The 17,130-nt window shown below is 37.7% G+C and carries 12 protein-coding genes; 5 read left to right on the forward strand and 7 right to left on the reverse strand.

The genetic code is table 11. The features are described from left to right. Both DKG77_RS12645 and fumC read left to right on the forward strand, forming a co-directional pair. Positions 1–2,514 carry a TonB-dependent receptor gene (locus DKG77_RS12645; RefSeq protein WP_109663803.1) on the forward strand — a complete coding sequence of 838 codons (2,514 nt, stop codon included), beginning with the start codon at positions 1–3 and terminating at the stop codon, positions 2,512–2,514. A gap of 344 nt (positions 2,515–2,858) precedes the next feature. Next, positions 2,859–4,256: a class II fumarate hydratase gene (gene fumC, locus DKG77_RS12650; protein ID WP_109663466.1), complete on the forward strand. Its 1,398-nt coding sequence runs from the start codon at positions 2,859–2,861 to the stop codon at positions 4,254–4,256. A gap of 77 nt (positions 4,257–4,333) precedes the next feature. Here fumC and DKG77_RS12655 read toward each other — a convergent pair whose 3' ends face one another. After that, positions 4,334–5,221 (reverse strand): hypothetical protein, encoded by an 888-nt coding sequence (locus DKG77_RS12655; RefSeq protein WP_109663467.1) that lies wholly within the window; start codon positions 5,219–5,221, stop codon positions 4,334–4,336. Positions 5,222–5,389: 168 nt separating this feature from the next. Between DKG77_RS12655 and DKG77_RS12660 the strand changes: the two genes are divergently transcribed. Together DKG77_RS12660 and DKG77_RS12665 are read left to right on the forward strand one after the other, a co-directional pair. Then, complete coding sequence (locus tag DKG77_RS12660; protein WP_109663469.1) at positions 5,390–6,166, forward strand: MBL fold metallo-hydrolase; 777 nt, start codon at positions 5,390–5,392, stop codon at positions 6,164–6,166. A 66-nt stretch (positions 6,167–6,232) separates the two neighbouring features. Then, positions 6,233–6,919 (forward strand): hypothetical protein, encoded by a 687-nt coding sequence (locus DKG77_RS12665; RefSeq protein WP_109663470.1) that lies wholly within the window; start codon positions 6,233–6,235, stop codon positions 6,917–6,919. A 4-nt stretch (positions 6,920–6,923) separates the two neighbouring features. On the opposite strand, the gene ettA is transcribed toward DKG77_RS12665, so the two are convergent. The 3 genes from ettA to DKG77_RS12680 all read right to left on the reverse strand — a co-directional run bounded on the left by ettA (position 6,924) and on the right by DKG77_RS12680 (position 9,880). Next, positions 6,924–8,615 carry an energy-dependent translational throttle protein EttA gene (ettA, locus tag DKG77_RS12670; protein WP_109663472.1) on the reverse strand — a complete coding sequence of 564 codons (1,692 nt, stop codon included), beginning with the start codon at positions 8,613–8,615 and terminating at the stop codon, positions 6,924–6,926. A 32-nt stretch (positions 8,616–8,647) separates the two neighbouring features. Then, positions 8,648–8,824: a CAL67264 family membrane protein gene (locus DKG77_RS12675; protein ID WP_233782090.1), complete on the reverse strand. Its 177-nt coding sequence runs from the start codon at positions 8,822–8,824 to the stop codon at positions 8,648–8,650. A 72-nt stretch (positions 8,825–8,896) separates the two neighbouring features. After that, positions 8,897–9,880 carry a Gfo/Idh/MocA family protein gene (locus DKG77_RS12680; RefSeq protein WP_109663475.1) on the reverse strand — a complete coding sequence of 328 codons (984 nt, stop codon included), beginning with the start codon at positions 9,878–9,880 and terminating at the stop codon, positions 8,897–8,899. A gap of 67 nt (positions 9,881–9,947) precedes the next feature. Here DKG77_RS12680 and DKG77_RS12685 point away from each other — a divergent pair, with 67 nt between their 5' ends. Next, a complete protein-coding gene (locus tag DKG77_RS12685) occupies positions 9,948–11,576 on the forward strand; it encodes an acyl-CoA carboxylase subunit beta (RefSeq protein ID WP_109663477.1) in 1,629 nt (542 codons plus the stop codon). Here DKG77_RS12685 and DKG77_RS12690 read toward each other — a convergent pair whose 3' ends face one another. The 3 genes from DKG77_RS12690 to DKG77_RS12700 form a co-directional block, all read right to left on the reverse strand. Next, positions 11,577–13,739: a TonB-dependent receptor plug domain-containing protein gene (locus DKG77_RS12690; protein WP_109663479.1), complete on the reverse strand. Its 2,163-nt coding sequence runs from the start codon at positions 13,737–13,739 to the stop codon at positions 11,577–11,579. Positions 13,740–13,926: 187 nt separating this feature from the next. Then, entirely contained in the window at positions 13,927–15,684 is a 1,758-nt protein-coding gene (locus DKG77_RS12695; protein ID WP_109663480.1) for a Plug domain-containing protein, read from the reverse strand. An 86-nt stretch (positions 15,685–15,770) separates the two neighbouring features. Next, positions 15,771–17,117 carry a M24 family metallopeptidase gene (locus DKG77_RS12700; RefSeq protein WP_109663482.1) on the reverse strand — a complete coding sequence of 449 codons (1,347 nt, stop codon included), beginning with the start codon at positions 17,115–17,117 and terminating at the stop codon, positions 15,771–15,773. Between the last annotated feature and the right edge of the window lie 13 nt (positions 17,118–17,130).

Below are 17,130 nucleotides of genomic sequence, written 5' to 3' on the forward strand. Positions count from 1 at the left end.
ATGAGAATACTGCTACTGTCCTTTTTACTGTTAAATACCATAACAACAATTGCTCAAGGACAGGGCAACCGACCAAATCCAATTAAAACTACAGGGAAAGTAGTAGATATTGATACAGGTCAACCTCTTGAATATGCAACCTTAATACTCCAGCGCACTAAAAATCCAGAAAGAATAACAGGTGGCATTACTGATGCCATGGGTATGTTTGAGGTTGAAACCTCTCCTGGAGTTTATAATATTCGTATAGAATACATTTCGTACAAAACATACGAAGCCAAAGCACAGGTTTTAAGAACAAGTACAGACTTAGGTACTATTAAATTGTCTATTGATGTAGAACAGCTTGAAGATGTAGAAGTTGTGGGTGAACGCACAACAGTAGAATTGCGCTTGGACAAGAAAGTCTATAATGTAGGAAGTGATTTAACCGTAAAAGGTGGTTCGGTAACAGATGTTCTGGACAATGTACCATCTGTGACCGTAGATGTTGAAGGCAATATAAGTTTAAGGGGCAATGAAAGCGTACGCATACTTATAAACGGCAAACCCTCTGCACTTTCAGGGCTTAGCCCAGATGCGTTACAGCAACTCCCAGCTGAGGCCATTGAAAAAGTGGAAGTTATCACAAACCCTTCCGCTAGGTATGATGCTGAAGGTACTGCGGGAATCCTAAACATTATTCTCAAACAAAGTAAAACAGCAGGGTTAAATGGCTCTGTCAACGTCTTTGCCGGAAACCCAGATAATTTTGGTGGAGCGGTAAGTCTAAACTTAAGAAGGGAAAACTTCAATATTTTTTCTAATACTACCTACCGCTATAGAAATGCTCCCGGAAATGCGCAATTTCTTCAAGAGAATTTTAATGATGATGGCTCTACCGATAGCTTTCAAGATGAGTTTAGAGAATATCAGCGAGAACGAGATGGATTCAATACCAATTTTGGTTTTGAACTTTTCCTTTCTGAAAACAGTAGCATTACCAATTCTTTTGTTTATCGAAAAACAAATGGTAAAAATACGGTTGATGTAGATTTTTTCAATTTTGATGCCCTTAGAAATCCTACTATCCAACGAAACAGATTTACCTTGGAAGATGAAGAAGATGAAAATGTGCAGTATTCCTTGAATTATGAGAAGAAATTCAAAAAGGATGGACATGTACTGACCATGGATTATCAATATTCCAAAGGAACAGATTTTGAAAATTCTATAATTGATGAAGTTATACTTGGTGAGAATATCGTTTTGCCAACAGAACAGACCATCAATGACGAAAGTCAAATTAACCAGTTAGTGCAATTTGATTATGTATTACCTTTTGGTAAGGATAATCAATCACAATTTGAATTAGGATATCGTGGCACTTTCAACAATTTCAATACCGATTTTGATTTTGGCATTTTAAATACAAACGGCTCTTTAAATGTTGACCCAGACTTTAGTAATGAGCTAAACTACAGTGAATATGTAAATGCGGCGTACACCCAAATAGGAACAAAACTAAAAAAGTTCAGTATTCTTGGTGGTTTACGAATGGAAGCTTCGGATATTGGTATTGACTTGGTGGAAACCAATGAGACTACGGACAAGGATTATGTGGATTGGTTCCCTTCTTTGTTTCTGGGCTATGAATTTTCAGAAATGGAACAATTGACCATTAGTTACAGTAGAAGACTTAGAAGGCCTAGATCAAGGTTTATTAATCCATTTCCTTCACGTTCCAGTAATACCAACCTATTTCAAGGTAACCCAGATTTAAATCCAACGTATACCAACGCATTTGATTTGGGCTATTTAAAAAGATGGGATAAGCTAACCTTTACCACCTCTGCCTACTATAATCGTTCTACAGGTGTTTTTCAATTTATTACACAAGAAACCGGAGATTTTGTGGAAATTGAAAACGCCAACAATCCCTCAGAGCCAATATTAGTGCCGGTACAAGTGCGCACTCCAATCAACTTGGCTACGGATACCCGCTATGGAGGGGAGCTGACAACTTCCTATACTCCAAAGAAAAATTGGCGATTTACATGGAACTTAAATCTTTTTCAACAACAATTAAGAGGAGATTTCTCGTTTATTGATTTTCAAAATGAAGAAGTTGTTCAAAACTTTGATGCCGACAACTTCACTTGGTTTACGCGCTTAAGTGCCAAGCTACCCCTACCAGGAGCAATCGATTTTCAATCCAACCTTTTTTATAGGGGAAGACGTATTGATGCACAAAATGTGAATAAAGGAATACTATCTACCAATTTGGCATTCAGCAAAGATGTTATAAAGGACAAAGCAACACTTTCTTTAAATGTTAGAGATCTGTTTAATTCTAGAAAGAGAAGAACAGAGACTAGAACAGAAAATGTATTTACGGAGAGTGAGTTTCAATTTCGTGAACGGCAAATCACATTATCGTTTTTATATCGATTTAACCAACCTCAAAATGAAAGAACGAGAAGGGACAGAGGAAGTGGAGGAAATGGGGAAGATGATATAGAATTTGACGGGTAACAAAAAAGAGACTTCAAGTCTCTTTTTTTTAATCGTTTCGCTTGGCTTTTTTAGCCTCGCGTTTTTCTTTGTACATTTCTATCAAGTTGCCAAACAACCAGTAAGGCACTACAAAAGTCAATAAGAAAATCATTAACCAGAAACCGATTGTCAAGATGGTTAAAAAAGCTAAGAAACCTAAATATTGGTCAAAATCAAACATTACTTTTTCCTTTTGTTCAACAAAGATACCGTGATTTGATTAAAAAAAACAAATCTCCAATTAAAAAATGTTCATTTGTGCGCATGTCATGTAAAATAAATCCATGAACCCCTAACTTTGCATATCATTAAAAACATAAAAAATGAGTTTTAGAATTGAAAAAGATACGATGGGCGAAGTAAAAGTGCCATCGGATAAGTATTGGGGAGCACAAACTGAGCGATCCCGTAACAATTTTAAAATTGGCGCTCCCGCTTCCATGCCTTTAGATGTGGTTTACGGATTTGCCTACTTAAAAAAAGCAGCGGCATACACCAATCATGAGCTTGGAGTACTTGCTGTGGAAAAACGAGATTTGATTGCTCAAGTATGTGATGAGATTCTTGAAGGAAAGCATGACGAACAATTCCCGTTGGTTATCTGGCAAACTGGCTCAGGTACTCAAAGTAACATGAACGTAAATGAGGTAGTTGCCAACAGGGCCCATGAGATAGCGGGAAAAAAAATTGGCGAGGGTGAAAAAACCATACAACCCAACGATGATGTTAATAAGAGTCAGTCCTCCAACGATACATTTCCTACTGGCATGCATATTGCTGCTTATAAAAAGGTAGTTGAGGTTACCATACCGGGTGTTGAACAGTTAAGGAATACGTTAAATAAAAAGTCACAAGAGTTTAAAGATGTAGTTAAAATTGGGCGTACCCATTTAATGGATGCCACTCCCCTAACCTTGGGTCAAGAATTCTCAGGTTACGTTTCACAATTAGACCATGGGCTTAAAGCACTAAAAAACACACTTGATCACCTTAGTGAACTTGCCTTAGGGGGCACCGCGGTTGGAACAGGATTAAATACGCCAAAGGGCTATGATGTGCTAGTGGCAAAGTATATTGCGGAGTTTACAAAACACCCTTTTGTAACAGCTGAAAATAAATTTGAGGCCTTGGCCGCGCATGATGCCATAGTAGAAAGCCATGGAGCATTAAAGCAGCTGGCCGTTTCCTTAAACAAAATTGCCAACGATATTAGAATGATGGCCTCAGGACCACGTTCTGGTATTGGAGAAATCATCATCCCAGCCAATGAGCCAGGAAGTTCTATAATGCCCGGTAAAGTAAATCCAACACAATGTGAAGCATTGACCATGGTTTGTGCACAGGTAATGGGAAATGATGTTGCAATTAGCGTTGGTGGCACACAAGGTCATTATGAGTTGAACGTCTTTAAACCTATGATGGCTTCCAACATTCTACAATCCGCTCAGTTAATTGGAGATGCCTGTGTGAGCTTTGATGTAAATTGTGCCAGCGGTATTGAGCCAAACAATGAGGTAATCAAGACACTTTTGAATAACTCTTTGATGCTGGTCACTGCCCTGAACACCAAGATTGGTTATTATAAGGCTGCAGAAATTGCCAATACGGCACATAAAAATGGAACAACTTTAAGAGAAGAAGCGGTTAACTTAGGTTACGTTACTCCAGAAGAATATGATGAATGGGTAAAACCTGAAGATATGGTTGGCAGTTTGAAATAGAAACTTCTCTAAGCAAATAAAAAAAGCCCGGTTCAAAATGTGAACCGGGCTTTTTTATAAAATGTGGATAGTGTGTATTATTTTAATGCGAACTTAGAAGTTCCCAATAATTTTAGACCATTGTCATATACATTTACCATGTAGTTTCCTTTTTGGAAATCTGAAGCAGGTTTGTTAATGTAATCACAAACATCTAAAGAACTGTTTTCGTAGTAGAAGTTAGTTCCCTTGCTGTAAGTGATAGAAGCACCTTCTTCGCTAGACTTAGAAAAGCTATCTCCCAATACGTTACCTTGTGGATCAAGAACCTCAATAAAAAATTCTCTATCACCAGCTTCAGCAATTACGTTATCGGCAATTGTAAAACATACTTTGAACTTATCAGTAGATTTAGCTCTTGAAGTAGAAACCAATTTTCCGCTGTTTCTCTCTCTTACTGCATCAACAGTAAATGTAGAAAGGCTTAATGCAGAACCTCTTTCAACAGCATCTGCCAATTGAGTGTTTTGTACAACCAAAGAATCGTTAAATACAGTTTGCTTTTCAAGTTCAACAAACGTGCTGTCTCTTTGCATAGCCAATAATGTGTTTGAGCTAGTTAAAGAATCAACTTGTTTTAATAACGCTTCTCTCTCCTTTTTAAGAACGCTAACTTGTCTTCTGTATCTAGAAAGTGAAGCAATATCAGCTTTCATACCTTGTACAGAATCAATGTATTTTGCAATATTGTCTCTAGCAGCAACCAATTCTTCATTAGTAGCATTGCTTTCTAAAATAGCTTTATCATATTCTGATTTCAAGCTGTTCAAATCTTCAACAACCAACTCTTTTTCTTGAGTAAGTGCCGTAGTGGTCTTTTTCTTATCCTGGTAAAGACTCACTGTATAAATAATAGTTCCTAAAAGAACCACACCTAATAGACCAGCTATTACCTTTAATCCGTTGTTACTTTTTGTTTCAGTCATAACTTTTAAATTAATTGATCTTGCGTTTAAAGTGTATTTAATCAATTGTGTTCTGTTTATATACGCTTGAGTTTTTATTTTGGATTATTAAGGATTAAATAATGTTAAAAAAATTATCATCAATATATTTAAAGTATTAATTTTAAAGGGTTTACAAACTTATCTATTATGAAAAAAAAATACTTTTTAGTTGCATTTAGCTTTTTCTTAATGCTTGGTTGCAAGGAAATTAAGGGTCAAAAGGATGATGTTACCTCCAAAGAAGATCTAACTGCCACCTTGAAAATCATTCCTATAGAACATGCCACTGTGGTTTTAGAATGGAAAGGAATTATCATATATATAGATCCTGTAGGTGGAATTAAGGCCTTTGAAAATCAAAAACAACCAGATTTAATTTTAATTACAGACATTCACGGTGATCACTTTAGTTTAGAAACGCTGCAAGAACTAAATACATCAAAAGCCAAAATCATGGTTCCGCAAGCAGTTGCAGATAAGATGCCAGAAGAATTTACCCCACAAATAGATGTTTTGAACAATGGAGATTCTAAAGAGCGATACGAAATTACCGTTGAAGCAATTCCCATGTACAATCTGCGAACAGAAGCCTTGAAATTTCATGCTAAAGGAAGAGGAAATGGTTATGTGCTGAATATGAATGAACAGCGCTTATACTTTTCAGGGGATACCGAGGACATACCCGAAATGCGTGCACTTAAAAACATTGATAAGGCATTCATCTGCATGAATCTTCCTTATACCATGACGGAGGCAAGTGCTGCGGATGCTGTTCTAGAATTTAAGCCAAAAGAAGTGTACCCGTACCATTATAGAGGACGTCCAAATGTGAGCGACGTGACAAAGTTCAAAGAGATTGTAAACAAGGGAAATACAGCAATAAAAGTGGTACAATTGGATTGGTATCCGAACGATGATTTTTGAAGCAATAAAATATTGATGGGTTATTGTCGTTATTGATAGAGAATCAACCCAAATCAATACTAAACCATGGCTCCCAAATCCTATGTTTTGTTTGCATTTGCATTTATTTTTGCTGTAAACGCCAACTTTTCCAATCAGTGTGACAATTTTTATGCAAAAGTCACGTATGGTCTCAGTCATTCAAAAAAAGCCCTAACCGCAACCAATTTTGAGCATCAGATGTATTATGCCGAAAGAGCTATGATAGCTCTGGAAAAATCAAAATCTTTTCTGGAAGAATGCGGTTGTGCCAAGTCTGAGGATAAAACTTTAGACGCCATTGAAAGTTTGAACAAAGCCACATCACCAGTGGATTGGGATGCCGGACGTTACTTCACAAAAAAATCTGTTGGAATAATCAATGAGTTGATCACCATTCTGGATGAATGTACTCTAGGAATTGCTGCAACGGCAGTAGTTGAAGATAGTGCTGACAGCGCACTTGAACATGAGGCCTACTCAGATGCAGAAGAAAGTGGGCAAACTTCTGTGGAGATGGAAATGATAACCGTTTTTGATAAGCATGCTAAGGATAAACTGGCATCAACTAAAAAAGCCATTGATCAAATGGTTTTGCTTTCAAAATCATTTGATCATGATTCATCAAAAAAACAAAATGATCCCAATAGCTTGGAATTTCACCAAAAAGCATATCTGCAAGAAGCTAAAAAACTACTTGAACAAGGGTTAAAAGCATTTGAAAAAGAAGAATAATATTCTAACGAATAAGTTTTTTATACTTAATACGCTTGGGCATGATATCTGTTCCCAGGCGTTTCTTTTTGTTTTCCTCATAGTCAGAGAAAGAACCTTCAAAGAAATAAACCTGCGAATCTCCTTCAAAAGCCAAAATATGGGTGCATATTCTATCTAAAAACCATCTGTCGTGAGAGATGATAACCGCACAACCTGCAAAATTCTCCAACCCTTCTTCTAAAGCCCGTAACGTATTTACATCCAAATCATTGGTAGGCTCATCCAAAAGCAATACGTTGCCTTCTTCCTTAAGGGTCATAGCTAAATGAAGTCTATTGCGTTCACCTCCAGAAAGCATGTTTACTTTTTTGTTTTGCTCACTGCCAGAGAAATTAAATCTACTCAGATAAGCCCTTGAGTTCACTTGCTTCCCTCCCATCATTACCAGTTCCTGACCATCACTGAAGTTTTCCCAAATTGTTTTATTGGGGTCAATATTGGAATGACTTTGATCTACATAGGCCAACTTGGCCGTGTCTCCAACAACAAATTCTCCTTTATCCGGTGTTTCCTCTCCCATGATCATTCTAAAGATGGTGGTTTTACCAGCCCCGTTTGGGCCAATAATGCCAACAATACCTGCTTGCGGAAGATTAAAGCTTAAATCTTCATATAGCAACTTATCCCCATAGGCTTTACTTACCCCTTTGGATTCAATAACATTGGTTCCCAGTCGAGGTCCATTTGGAATGTATATTTCCAGTTTTTCCTCCAGTTGTTTTTGATCCTGGCTCAAAAGCTTATCGTAATTCTTTAAACGTGCCTTTTGTTTGGTTTGCCTTCCTTTAGCTCCTTGCCTAACCCATTCCAATTCACGTTCCAACGTTTTTTGTCGTTTCGAGGCCTGTTTGCTCTCCTGAGCCAGTCTTTTGGATTTTTGATCCAACCAACTGGAATAATTCCCTTTCCACGGAATACCCTCTCCCCTGTCCAGTTCCAAAATCCACCCAGCAACATTATCCAAAAAGTATCGGTCGTGCGTAACTGCTATAACTGTTCCCTTGTATTGTGCCAAATGATGTTCCAACCAATGTACGGATTCGGCATCCAAGTGGTTGGTGGGCTCGTCCAAAAGTAGCACATCTGGTTCTTGTAACAGGAGTCTGCACAAGGCCACCCTTCTTTTTTCACCTCCGGACAAAACGCCAATTTTCTTATCAGAATCTGGGGTACGGAGTGCATCCATGGCAATCTCCAATTTGGTATCCAATTCCCACGCATTGGAAGCATCAATCTTATCTTGAAGCGCAGCCTGTTTATCCATCAACTTCTGCATCTTGTCTGCGTCCTCATATACTTCGGGCAGACCAAACATATCATTGATTTTGTTGTATTCATCAAGAATAGCAACGGTTTCCGCAACACCTTCTTTAACCACTTCAAGGACTGTTTTTTCATCATCCAATTGAGGTTCTTGCTCTAAATAGCCCACGGAGTAACCCGGTGAAAAAACCACATCTCCTTGATAATTTTTATCCTCTCCCGCTATAATCTTTAATAGCGTAGACTTACCAGAACCATTAAGACCTAAAATTCCAATTTTGGCTCCATAAAAAAAGCTTAAGTAAATGTTCTTTAATACTGGGGTGTTAGCTGTTTTAAACGTCTTTGTAACACCGGACATTGAAAAAATGACCTTTTTATCGTCTGACATCAAGTAGTATTTTAGTTAAGAAAAATGGAAAGCTATACTCTACCTTTAAGTGCATTAAAAACCCAAGCTATAGCAAAAAAGCCAACGCCTACGGCAGCAAATCCGTAGCCCGCAACTTCATCATATTTAAAAGCACCCAATGCTATCATTCCCATACCCACAAAAATCATTATCCATGTAGCCCAAGCGAGCACTGTATTTTTATTCATTCCCATATAGTTAGTTCAGTAGAAAATCAAATATCGTAAAAATTGATATAATCTTGGTGACCTATGTGCAGTTTATATCTCAAACGGAAATTTAACTCCAGCTTTTTCACGCACCGTATCCAATAATTCAGCTAAATCTAAGCTATTTTGGTGTGACCATAATTCACTTTGCAGTTTTTTTGCGCCAAGACACTTATGCACTTCTTCTATCTCATAAACAAATCCATTTCCTTGTTTTGGAAGGTCAATCAATTGGGATTCTTCATTTTTTACCAAAGTATAACTATCAGCTTCATGCCATCTGGGGTTTATGAACACCTCACCTTTACTGCCAGAAATTTCTGCCTTCATTTCTGATGTGCTTGTTAACCCACTGTACAAAATGGCCTGAGCTTTTTCATACTGAAAAATCATTGATGTTTGCAATTCCGTACCATTTGGATGAAAATTGGAAGAAGCGGAGATTTGTTTGGGTTTACCCAATAGTAAATACGCCAAAAAAATAGGGTAAATCCCAATATCCAATATTGAACCAGAAGCCAAATTAGGGTTTAACAACCTAGAATCCATACCTCTGTCCATGGCATAAAAGGCAAAATCTGCATGTATATAGGAAACCTTACCTATTACCCCTTCATCCACTAAACCTTTAACTTTATTAATGGACGGGTTAAATCTTGACCATAATCCCTCCATTAAAAAAACTTTGTTTTGCCTAGCAACTTCAACAAGCTCTTGCACTTCAGATTTATTGATCCCTAATGGTTTTTCACAAAGCACATGCTTACCGGACTGCATAGCCCTAATTGCTAAATCTTTATGAAAATTATGTGGGGTTGCTATGTAGACAATATCCGCTGTATTGGACTCAAAAAGTTTGTCATAACTGTCAAATACGTTTTTAATATTGTATTGGTCTGCAAACTTTTGTGCCTTTTCCAAGGTTCTAGAAGCCACTGCAGCAATCTCTGCATCATCAAAAAGTTCTAAATCCGAAGCAAATTTCCCTGCTATGTTCCCAGGGCCAATAATGCCCCATTTAATTTTACTTTTCATATGAAATCAAAAGTAATGATTATAACTCCTTATCTTTAACCAACAAGATGAAATTGGGTTACAAACTATGGATATCAACTTCAATAAGAACGAAGACCACAACAAATTAAAACTCTCTGAGCTAAGAAAAAAACTAACGGAGGTTAAGCTCGGTGGAGGCAAAAAACGCATAGAAAAACACCATGCCAAAGGCAAGATGACAGCTCGCGAACGGATTGAGTACCTCTTAGACGCGAATGCTGATACTGTTGAAATTGGGGCTTTTGCAGGAGATGGCATGTATGAAGAACATGGTGGTTGCCCTTCTGCAGGGGTCGTTGTAAAAATTGGATACATTCAAGGCAAACAATGCATTGTTGTGGCCAATGACGCTACCGTGAAAGCTGGAGCATGGTTCCCCATAACTGGAAAGAAAAATTTAAGAGCTCAAGAGATTTCAATTGAAAACAGATTGCCCATAATCTATTTAGTGGATAGCGCTGGGGTCTATTTACCTATGCAGGATGAAATTTTTCCCGACAAAGAACATTTTGGAAGGATTTTTAGAAATAATGCCGTTATGAGCAGTATGGGAATAACACAAATCTCTGCCGTAATGGGAAGTTGCGTGGCCGGCGGTGCATACCTGCCCATTATGAGCGATGAAGCCCTTATTGTAGACAAGACGGGTAGTATCTTTTTAGCAGGCAGTTACTTGGTTAAAGCGGCTATTGGTGAAAGTATTGACAACGAAACCTTAGGCGGCGCCACTACACATTCAGAAATTAGTGGGGTAATAGATTATAAAACGAAAGATGATAAGGATGCTTTGGACAAAATAAAGAATATTGTTGGCAAAATTGGAGATTTTGATAAGGCTGGTTTCAATAGAATCGAAGCTAAAAAGCCTATTGAAAACCCCCAGGATGTCTATGGTATTCTTCCTGCTTCGCGTGGAGACCAATATGACATGTTGGAAATTATAAAACGATTGGTAGACAACTCTGAATTTGAACAATATAAGGAAGGTTTTGGAAAGACCATTCTAACGGGTTATGCACGTATTGATGGCTGGGCCGTTGGTATTGTTGCCAATCAAAGAAAAGTGGTTAAAACAAAAAAGGGAGAAATGCAATTTGGTGGTGTTATCTATTCTGATTCTGCGGATAAGGCCACAAGGTTCATAGCCAACTGTAATCAAAAGAAAATCCCATTGGTCTTTCTACAGGATGTTACCGGCTTTATGGTAGGTAGTAAAAGTGAACACGGAGGCATTATAAAAGATGGGGCCAAAATGGTGAATGCGGTAAGCAATTCGGTAGTTCCTAAATTTACCGTAGTAATTGGAAACAGTTATGGAGCCGGTAATTATGCTATGTGCGGAAAAGCCTATGATCCAAGACTTATTGTGGCATGGCCAAGTGCCGAACTTGCGGTTATGAGCGGTAACTCAGCTGCTAAGGTTTTGTTGCAAATTGAGAAGGCCTCATTGGAAAAAAATGGGGATGTATTGAGTGCCGAAAAAGAAAAAGCATTGTTTGATAAGATTAAACAACGCTATGATAATCAGATTTCGCCATACTACGCAGCGTCTAGACTTTGGACAGATGCCATTATAGATCCATTGGAAACAAGGAAATGGATATCTATGGGCATTGAAGCTGCAAATCATTCGCCCATTGAAAAGCAGTTTAATATGGGCGTTTTACAAGTCTAATTATTGTACCGTGAATTTGGCCAATTGCTGTTCGTCATCTGTATCTTGAAGACGAACCAAATGTTCTTCACTGGTCTGGTTAAACTTTCCAAAATTGTATTGCACTGTGCACTTTAAAAAAGTTGGCGTTTTATTTCCACTAGTCCTATTTCCAAGGTACGTAACGTTCAATATCCAGTCTCCTATCGTTTCGGAACCAACAATTTCAAACTGTTCATTTGCAAAACCGTGCTGTAGTTCATCCAAAATTCTCTTCCTATCACTTGTGTTCGTGTGTTCCCAATTAAAAAAACGTTTTTGAGGATTCACAAATTGAACAACAAACTCTGCATCTGGGTTGTTCCAATCCAATATCAATCTTGCGTTATAGGTTAGATTGTTCAGGTATTTTTGGTTCACTTTTTTAAAGTCAATATTTTTTCGCTCCTTATTGATTAAATTCCTTATTTCGGTGCCCACCACTTTTTCCAAACTTGCAAAGTCCAATTTAGCATTAGCAGTTCCATTTGCAATGCTATTGAACATATTTAAGGCACTTTGGTAGTTCCCTGAGTTTTTGTTCGCTATGGCCACATCGAAATAGGATTGTATTTTATTAGGAAAAGCCTCCAACATCTTATTTGCTGCCAATAGTGCCATTGTATGATTTCCGCTTTCCACAGATTTTAGGAACATTCCTCTTAGCTCTTCGTATTTCGCGTCCTGTTTTTCTAGGATATTTGATAAAATTCGTTCTGCAATTTCTTGGTTTGAAGCATAAAAGAATCCATAAACATCTAAAAAATATTCAGAGGTGTTCCAATATCTATTTCTTTGGTTTAGGTAAAGGTTGTAAGCTTCTTGTAGGTTTTTCCCTTTTTTCAACTCTTTTAAATAGGGAGTTACCAAGATCTTACTGTTTACCTTGATCTTACCTTCATATATATTATTGGTAAGTCGTGCCAAATCTTTTTTCTGTTTTCTAGGCCCGTCAATGGTAGCTGTTTTTGTGGTAATCAACAGGACACCATTAGCTCCTTGGCTACCATATCTATTTGTGGCCGAAAGGCCCTTTAAGACAGTTATGTTTGCGATATTCTGGGGGTCAATAAAACTAGTGTCCACAATATTTCCGGTGCCCGAATTTGACCTTTCCGTTGGAACTCCATCTATTACAATTAATCCATAATTATTGCCCAGAATTGAATTACTTGGGCGCATCTTCACCTGGCTCAAATCTTCATTCTGCCCTAAGCTAACACCAGAAAACTTTCCTTGTATTGCATTGTTTGCGGTTGTTGAAACGGATCCAATATCTTCATCTGATATGGACTGTACTGCGTACCCAATCTTATCTTTGTTTTCTTTACCATATGCGGTTGTCACCTCCTCTTCTTGCTCTGGTACTTTCTCAATTAAAACAACCTCTTCCAGTTGTATGCCACTATCTTCAAATGAAAAGTTGATGGCGAGGTTATCATCTAGCGTATGTTCTGTCATTTTGTTTCCGTAAGACACTACCAAAGTATCTCCCACAGCCCCGTTTATTTTAAAATTGCCTTGATCATCGGACTTGACCTGTTCCGCTTCAAACCCCTTAACATAAATATTGGCGGAAGGAAGGCCGCTTGTGCCACTGTATATTGTACCTGAATATTTTTTTTGATTTTCTTTAGAAGCCTTTGCATCCGATTTGTCCAATAGGTTGACCAAATTTCCATTGTTAACAATGGATAAAAGATTCAAACTGGCTCTATCAAAATCTTTATTGCTATTTACAATGTACAGTTCTCCCTCAAAACTAGGTGAGGAGCCACCCGTATTCTGTTTTCCATCTGTAAACAAAAGAACTTCTCCGTTGCCCGCATAAGCTGCCAACTCCTCATAAGAGGTAGCGCCATCATAATTTACAGCACTTAGCTTTTCCTTTATCCCAGACCAATTACCGGATGTAACTGCAATGTCATATTTGGAAATAAGTTGATTGCTAAATGTAAGTAAGGTTACATTCGCGTTCCGAATGGTTTTGAAATAGGCATCCAAAAAATAATACTCTTTGTTGATATCCCGATCTTTCATGGATAGGGATACATCCCAACAGATAGTGACATTTTTCTCTTCTTGAGCAAACGTCATATTTTGTAATGCAATAAGTAGTAACAATAGCAGGCCAATATGCTTCATTTCCTTTAAGATTTAAGAACCCTTAGTAATGAATTTATCCATTTTAAGGATTATGCTGTTAAAGCTTTTGTTGAAGTTGCCTAAAGTTAAAAAAAAACAGCAATCAGGCCCAGTATAATTATTATAGAATATTATACGGTTTCTTATTAAAGGTAAATGTTACAAAATACAATTTAACGCAGGACTCTTAATTTAAAGATATTGACGACCCCTGATTAATCCGAAATAATGCTTGGTTTACATTTTTCGTTCCCAGCTTAAATACTTTTACTTCTTTGCGTTGCGATTTTGAGCCATAATCATGGTACACAATTGCCTTCAAATAGGTGGGAGTTAAGCTCTTATTTCCTAAATACTTAATGTTTACTTTCCAATTTCCTGAAAACGAATCATCTATTAAATATTCAGCGCATGAATATCCAAAGTCCTTTTCTTGGCGAATAGTATTTGCATTTTCTTTAAGACTGTGTTTCCATGTGTAATATTGATTATCCGGATTTACAAATTGAAGTTCAAATTCTGCCTCGCTGTCATTCCACTCTAACATTAAACGCGTACTGTCAAAATCCTCTTCTTCTAATTCCATTTTCATATTGGCAGGACTCTTGATCATATCTGTCTTTTCCAATGAAAGCAGATTATTAAACTCACGGCTAATAATTCTAGAAAAACTGCTCGTATCAGCCTCCATTATACCTTCATCCAGTAAATAAAAGTAACGGGCATATAATACAGCCGCTCTTTTCGTGTTTTGAAGGTTTCTGTTGCTTTTGGCGAGGTCAAGATAAGATTGTCTGTACTGAGGGCGAAGAATAAATGCCCTTCTGAAGGCTTTGTGAGCCATATCATATCTTTCATGAGATTCATACATATAAGCCAACGCTTTCAAAAGCACGGCATTTTCTTTAAACAAGCCATAGCCTTTTTTGACAATATCATCTGCATAATCTTTTTGTTTCCATTTCTCATAGAAGTATTGGTAAGAATCCAATAAAAAGTATGGTGAACTTGAATATCGTTTTGAATGCATCTCAAATGATGCTTTTGCATCTTCAAAACTACGGGACTCTTGTAATTCTTTTAAGTATGCGGGTGCATTCTTCATTACTCGTTCCTTAGAAAGAGCATTGCCATCATAGTTATTGTTACGAAGTCTCATTCTATCAAGGTATAACCCATTTTTATCCTTTGGGATAATTGTCCCCGTTTTGGTGTTAATAATAACTACTCCCCCTTTGGCCAAATTACCATATCGTACCGTTCCAATGGCAGATGGTATGATAGCGATACGGTCAATATTTTGAACATCAATAAAATCCGGAAAGTCCGTAAACACCTGTCCATCAATGTCAAATACGGCAGGCCAACCACTTCGCAGGAAAACTGCTCTGGTACTTCCTACTGTATTTCCTCCTCCAAAACCTATACCTCTAGAGACCCTTACTCCGGCAAATCTTCCTCTAAGTACATTCTCGAAATTATATTCTCCAGGTAGGAAATCATCTGCATCCATCATCCTTACAGAATAGGAAGTCTTTGTTTTATCTAAATATCCAAAAGCTGTTCTGATGATATTTGGATTGTAGTGATAATCCATTTCCAATTCTTTTTGACTACTGCGCCTGTTCCTTGTAACTGTTACATTCTCCAGTTTTTCCACTTTAGGAAACATGACCACATTTAAAACTCTTGTTACATCTTCTACTCGAATCTGTAATGGCTCCATTCCTTCTGCATTGTAGAACAGCATATCACCTGCACTGGCCACAATCTGGTATGCGCCATCTACATTAGAACTGGAACTTATACCCTGATTTACGACTTGAACCTTAACATTTGAGATAGGATTTTCACCATTTGTAACCTTCCCGCTTATTAAACGTTCTGTTGCAAAGCCGGAGAAAATCATAAAAAAAGATGCGATAAAAGAATAGTGTTTTTTCATAGCTTTAAGTTTAGATGCCTTATCAATTAACTGATACAGTGACAATTACTTCCTTAAAGTACTAAAAGAAAAACGTAAGGGCAATTTTAGTTTCCTAAAAATTCCTTAATTCTAGGAATTAACAACAGTTCCGTCTGCCTACCGTTTACATATCTAAAACCATCTTCACCATAAAATCCGGCTTCTTCCAACATTATGCGGATATCTCTTTTCCATTCTGGAATATTGACCGTTGCATTGAGCTCAATGGCATATACGGTATTTGGATTTAAGGGATAGTTCTCTCCATCATCTTTCATAACCCCGCCTTGAGAATCCCACATGCCTATTGTTGTGCCAGCTGAGTGACCATAGGTTCCTAAAGGGTGGGTATAGATCGCAGGTCTTAAACCAGCATCTTTAGCTTCTTGAAGTGCTGAGGCTAAAATTTCATTCCCGGTCCTGCCCTTTATCATGTTCTTAGTCAAAAAATCTTGCACTCGGTTTCCATCTTTTAAGGCACCCACCAAAAATGCAGGGGCTTCTTTTTCATTTGGTTTTAAAACATAGGCCAATTCCTGGCAATCGGTGTTCAATCTTAGATAGGTAATTCCAAAATCGCAATGCAACAGATCTCCTGGTTGAATGATTAAATCATCTGGTCTACCAGAAAAGGAATACAAATGTCCTACAAGTTCCTCGCTTGTCCGTTGCACATCTACCGTTGGGTGGAACCAAGTCTCCAATCCCAGATCAGTAACTTTCTGTCGCATCCACCACTCTACCTCTGTTGTTGTGGTAACTCCTGCCGTTATTATTTTTTCAGAAAAAGCTTCCGAAATAATATCATGGGTAATATCTACCAATTGGTCATAGATGACCATTTCTCTCTGTGTCCTGGTTTCAATCCACCTTACCGCTAACTGCTCAGCAGAAACCACTTTGGATTGATATTTTTTAGGAAGGTTGGCCATAAATTCATCATAATCCGTTTTGTCCAATCCGTCCGCAATGTTATGATCTTTGGAAAAGTTAAGACCAATCTTTTTCGGGTTCCGCTCTTCAATTAGCTGCATTAACCTTTTCCATTGATTGGGTTCTTTTTCTTTGTCCCAAGCAGACACAATACTCTTACCAACATTATATCTTGCAACCGCCAATTTATCAATGGTCCCCTTTGAGTTATCCATATAAAACAAAAGAATGGTTCTCCGTCTTGCATTTAGCCATGTTGCGGGAAGCATTGTCCTTATCACCGGATCCTCATTGTATTCTCTTGAGATTACAACCCACATGTCAATCCCTGTATCATCCATTAATTTAGGAAGCAGGGTATTGAAACGCTCTTCCAAAATTTCGTCCACCACTCTAGCACGCTCAGATTCTGGAAGAATTTGTTGGGAATAGGAAAGAACGGAAAATGCAATAAATAGGGAAAGGGTAATTTTTTTCATAGGAATTAGTTTA

Origin of the sequence: Flagellimonas aquimarina, assembly GCF_003149745.1 — a bacterium.
GTDB lineage: Bacteria > Bacteroidota > Bacteroidia > Flavobacteriales > Flavobacteriaceae > Flagellimonas > Flagellimonas aquimarina.

Bases quoted from the DNA above. Each gene is read 5' to 3' on its own strand.
- DKG77_RS12680 (WP_109663475.1), bottom strand. From the start codon at position 9,880: ATGAAAAGTAAAATTAAATGGGGCATTATTGGCCCTGGGAACATAGCA.
- DKG77_RS12675 (WP_233782090.1), bottom strand. From the start codon at position 8,824: ATGAATAAAAATACAGTGCTCGCTTGGGCTACATGGATAATGATTTTT.
- DKG77_RS12645 (WP_109663803.1), top strand. From the start codon at position 1: ATGAGAATACTGCTACTGTCCTTTTTACTGTTAAATACCATAACAACA.
- DKG77_RS12655 (WP_109663467.1), bottom strand. From the start codon at position 5,221: ATGACTGAAACAAAAAGTAACAACGGATTAAAGGTAATAGCTGGTCTA.
- ettA (WP_109663472.1), bottom strand. From the start codon at position 8,615: ATGTCAGACGATAAAAAGGTCATTTTTTCAATGTCCGGTGTTACAAAG.
- DKG77_RS12695 (WP_109663480.1), bottom strand. From the start codon at position 15,684: ATGAAAAAACACTATTCTTTTATCGCATCTTTTTTTATGATTTTCTCC.
- DKG77_RS12690 (WP_109663479.1), bottom strand. From the start codon at position 13,739: ATGAAGCATATTGGCCTGCTATTGTTACTACTTATTGCATTACAAAAT.
- DKG77_RS12665 (WP_109663470.1), top strand. From the start codon at position 6,233: ATGGCTCCCAAATCCTATGTTTTGTTTGCATTTGCATTTATTTTTGCT.
- DKG77_RS12685 (WP_109663477.1), top strand. From the start codon at position 9,948: ATGGATATCAACTTCAATAAGAACGAAGACCACAACAAATTAAAACTC.
- fumC (WP_109663466.1), top strand. From the start codon at position 2,859: ATGAGTTTTAGAATTGAAAAAGATACGATGGGCGAAGTAAAAGTGCCA.
- DKG77_RS12660 (WP_109663469.1), top strand. From the start codon at position 5,390: ATGAAAAAAAAATACTTTTTAGTTGCATTTAGCTTTTTCTTAATGCTT.
- DKG77_RS12700 (WP_109663482.1), bottom strand. From the start codon at position 17,117: ATGAAAAAAATTACCCTTTCCCTATTTATTGCATTTTCCGTTCTTTCC.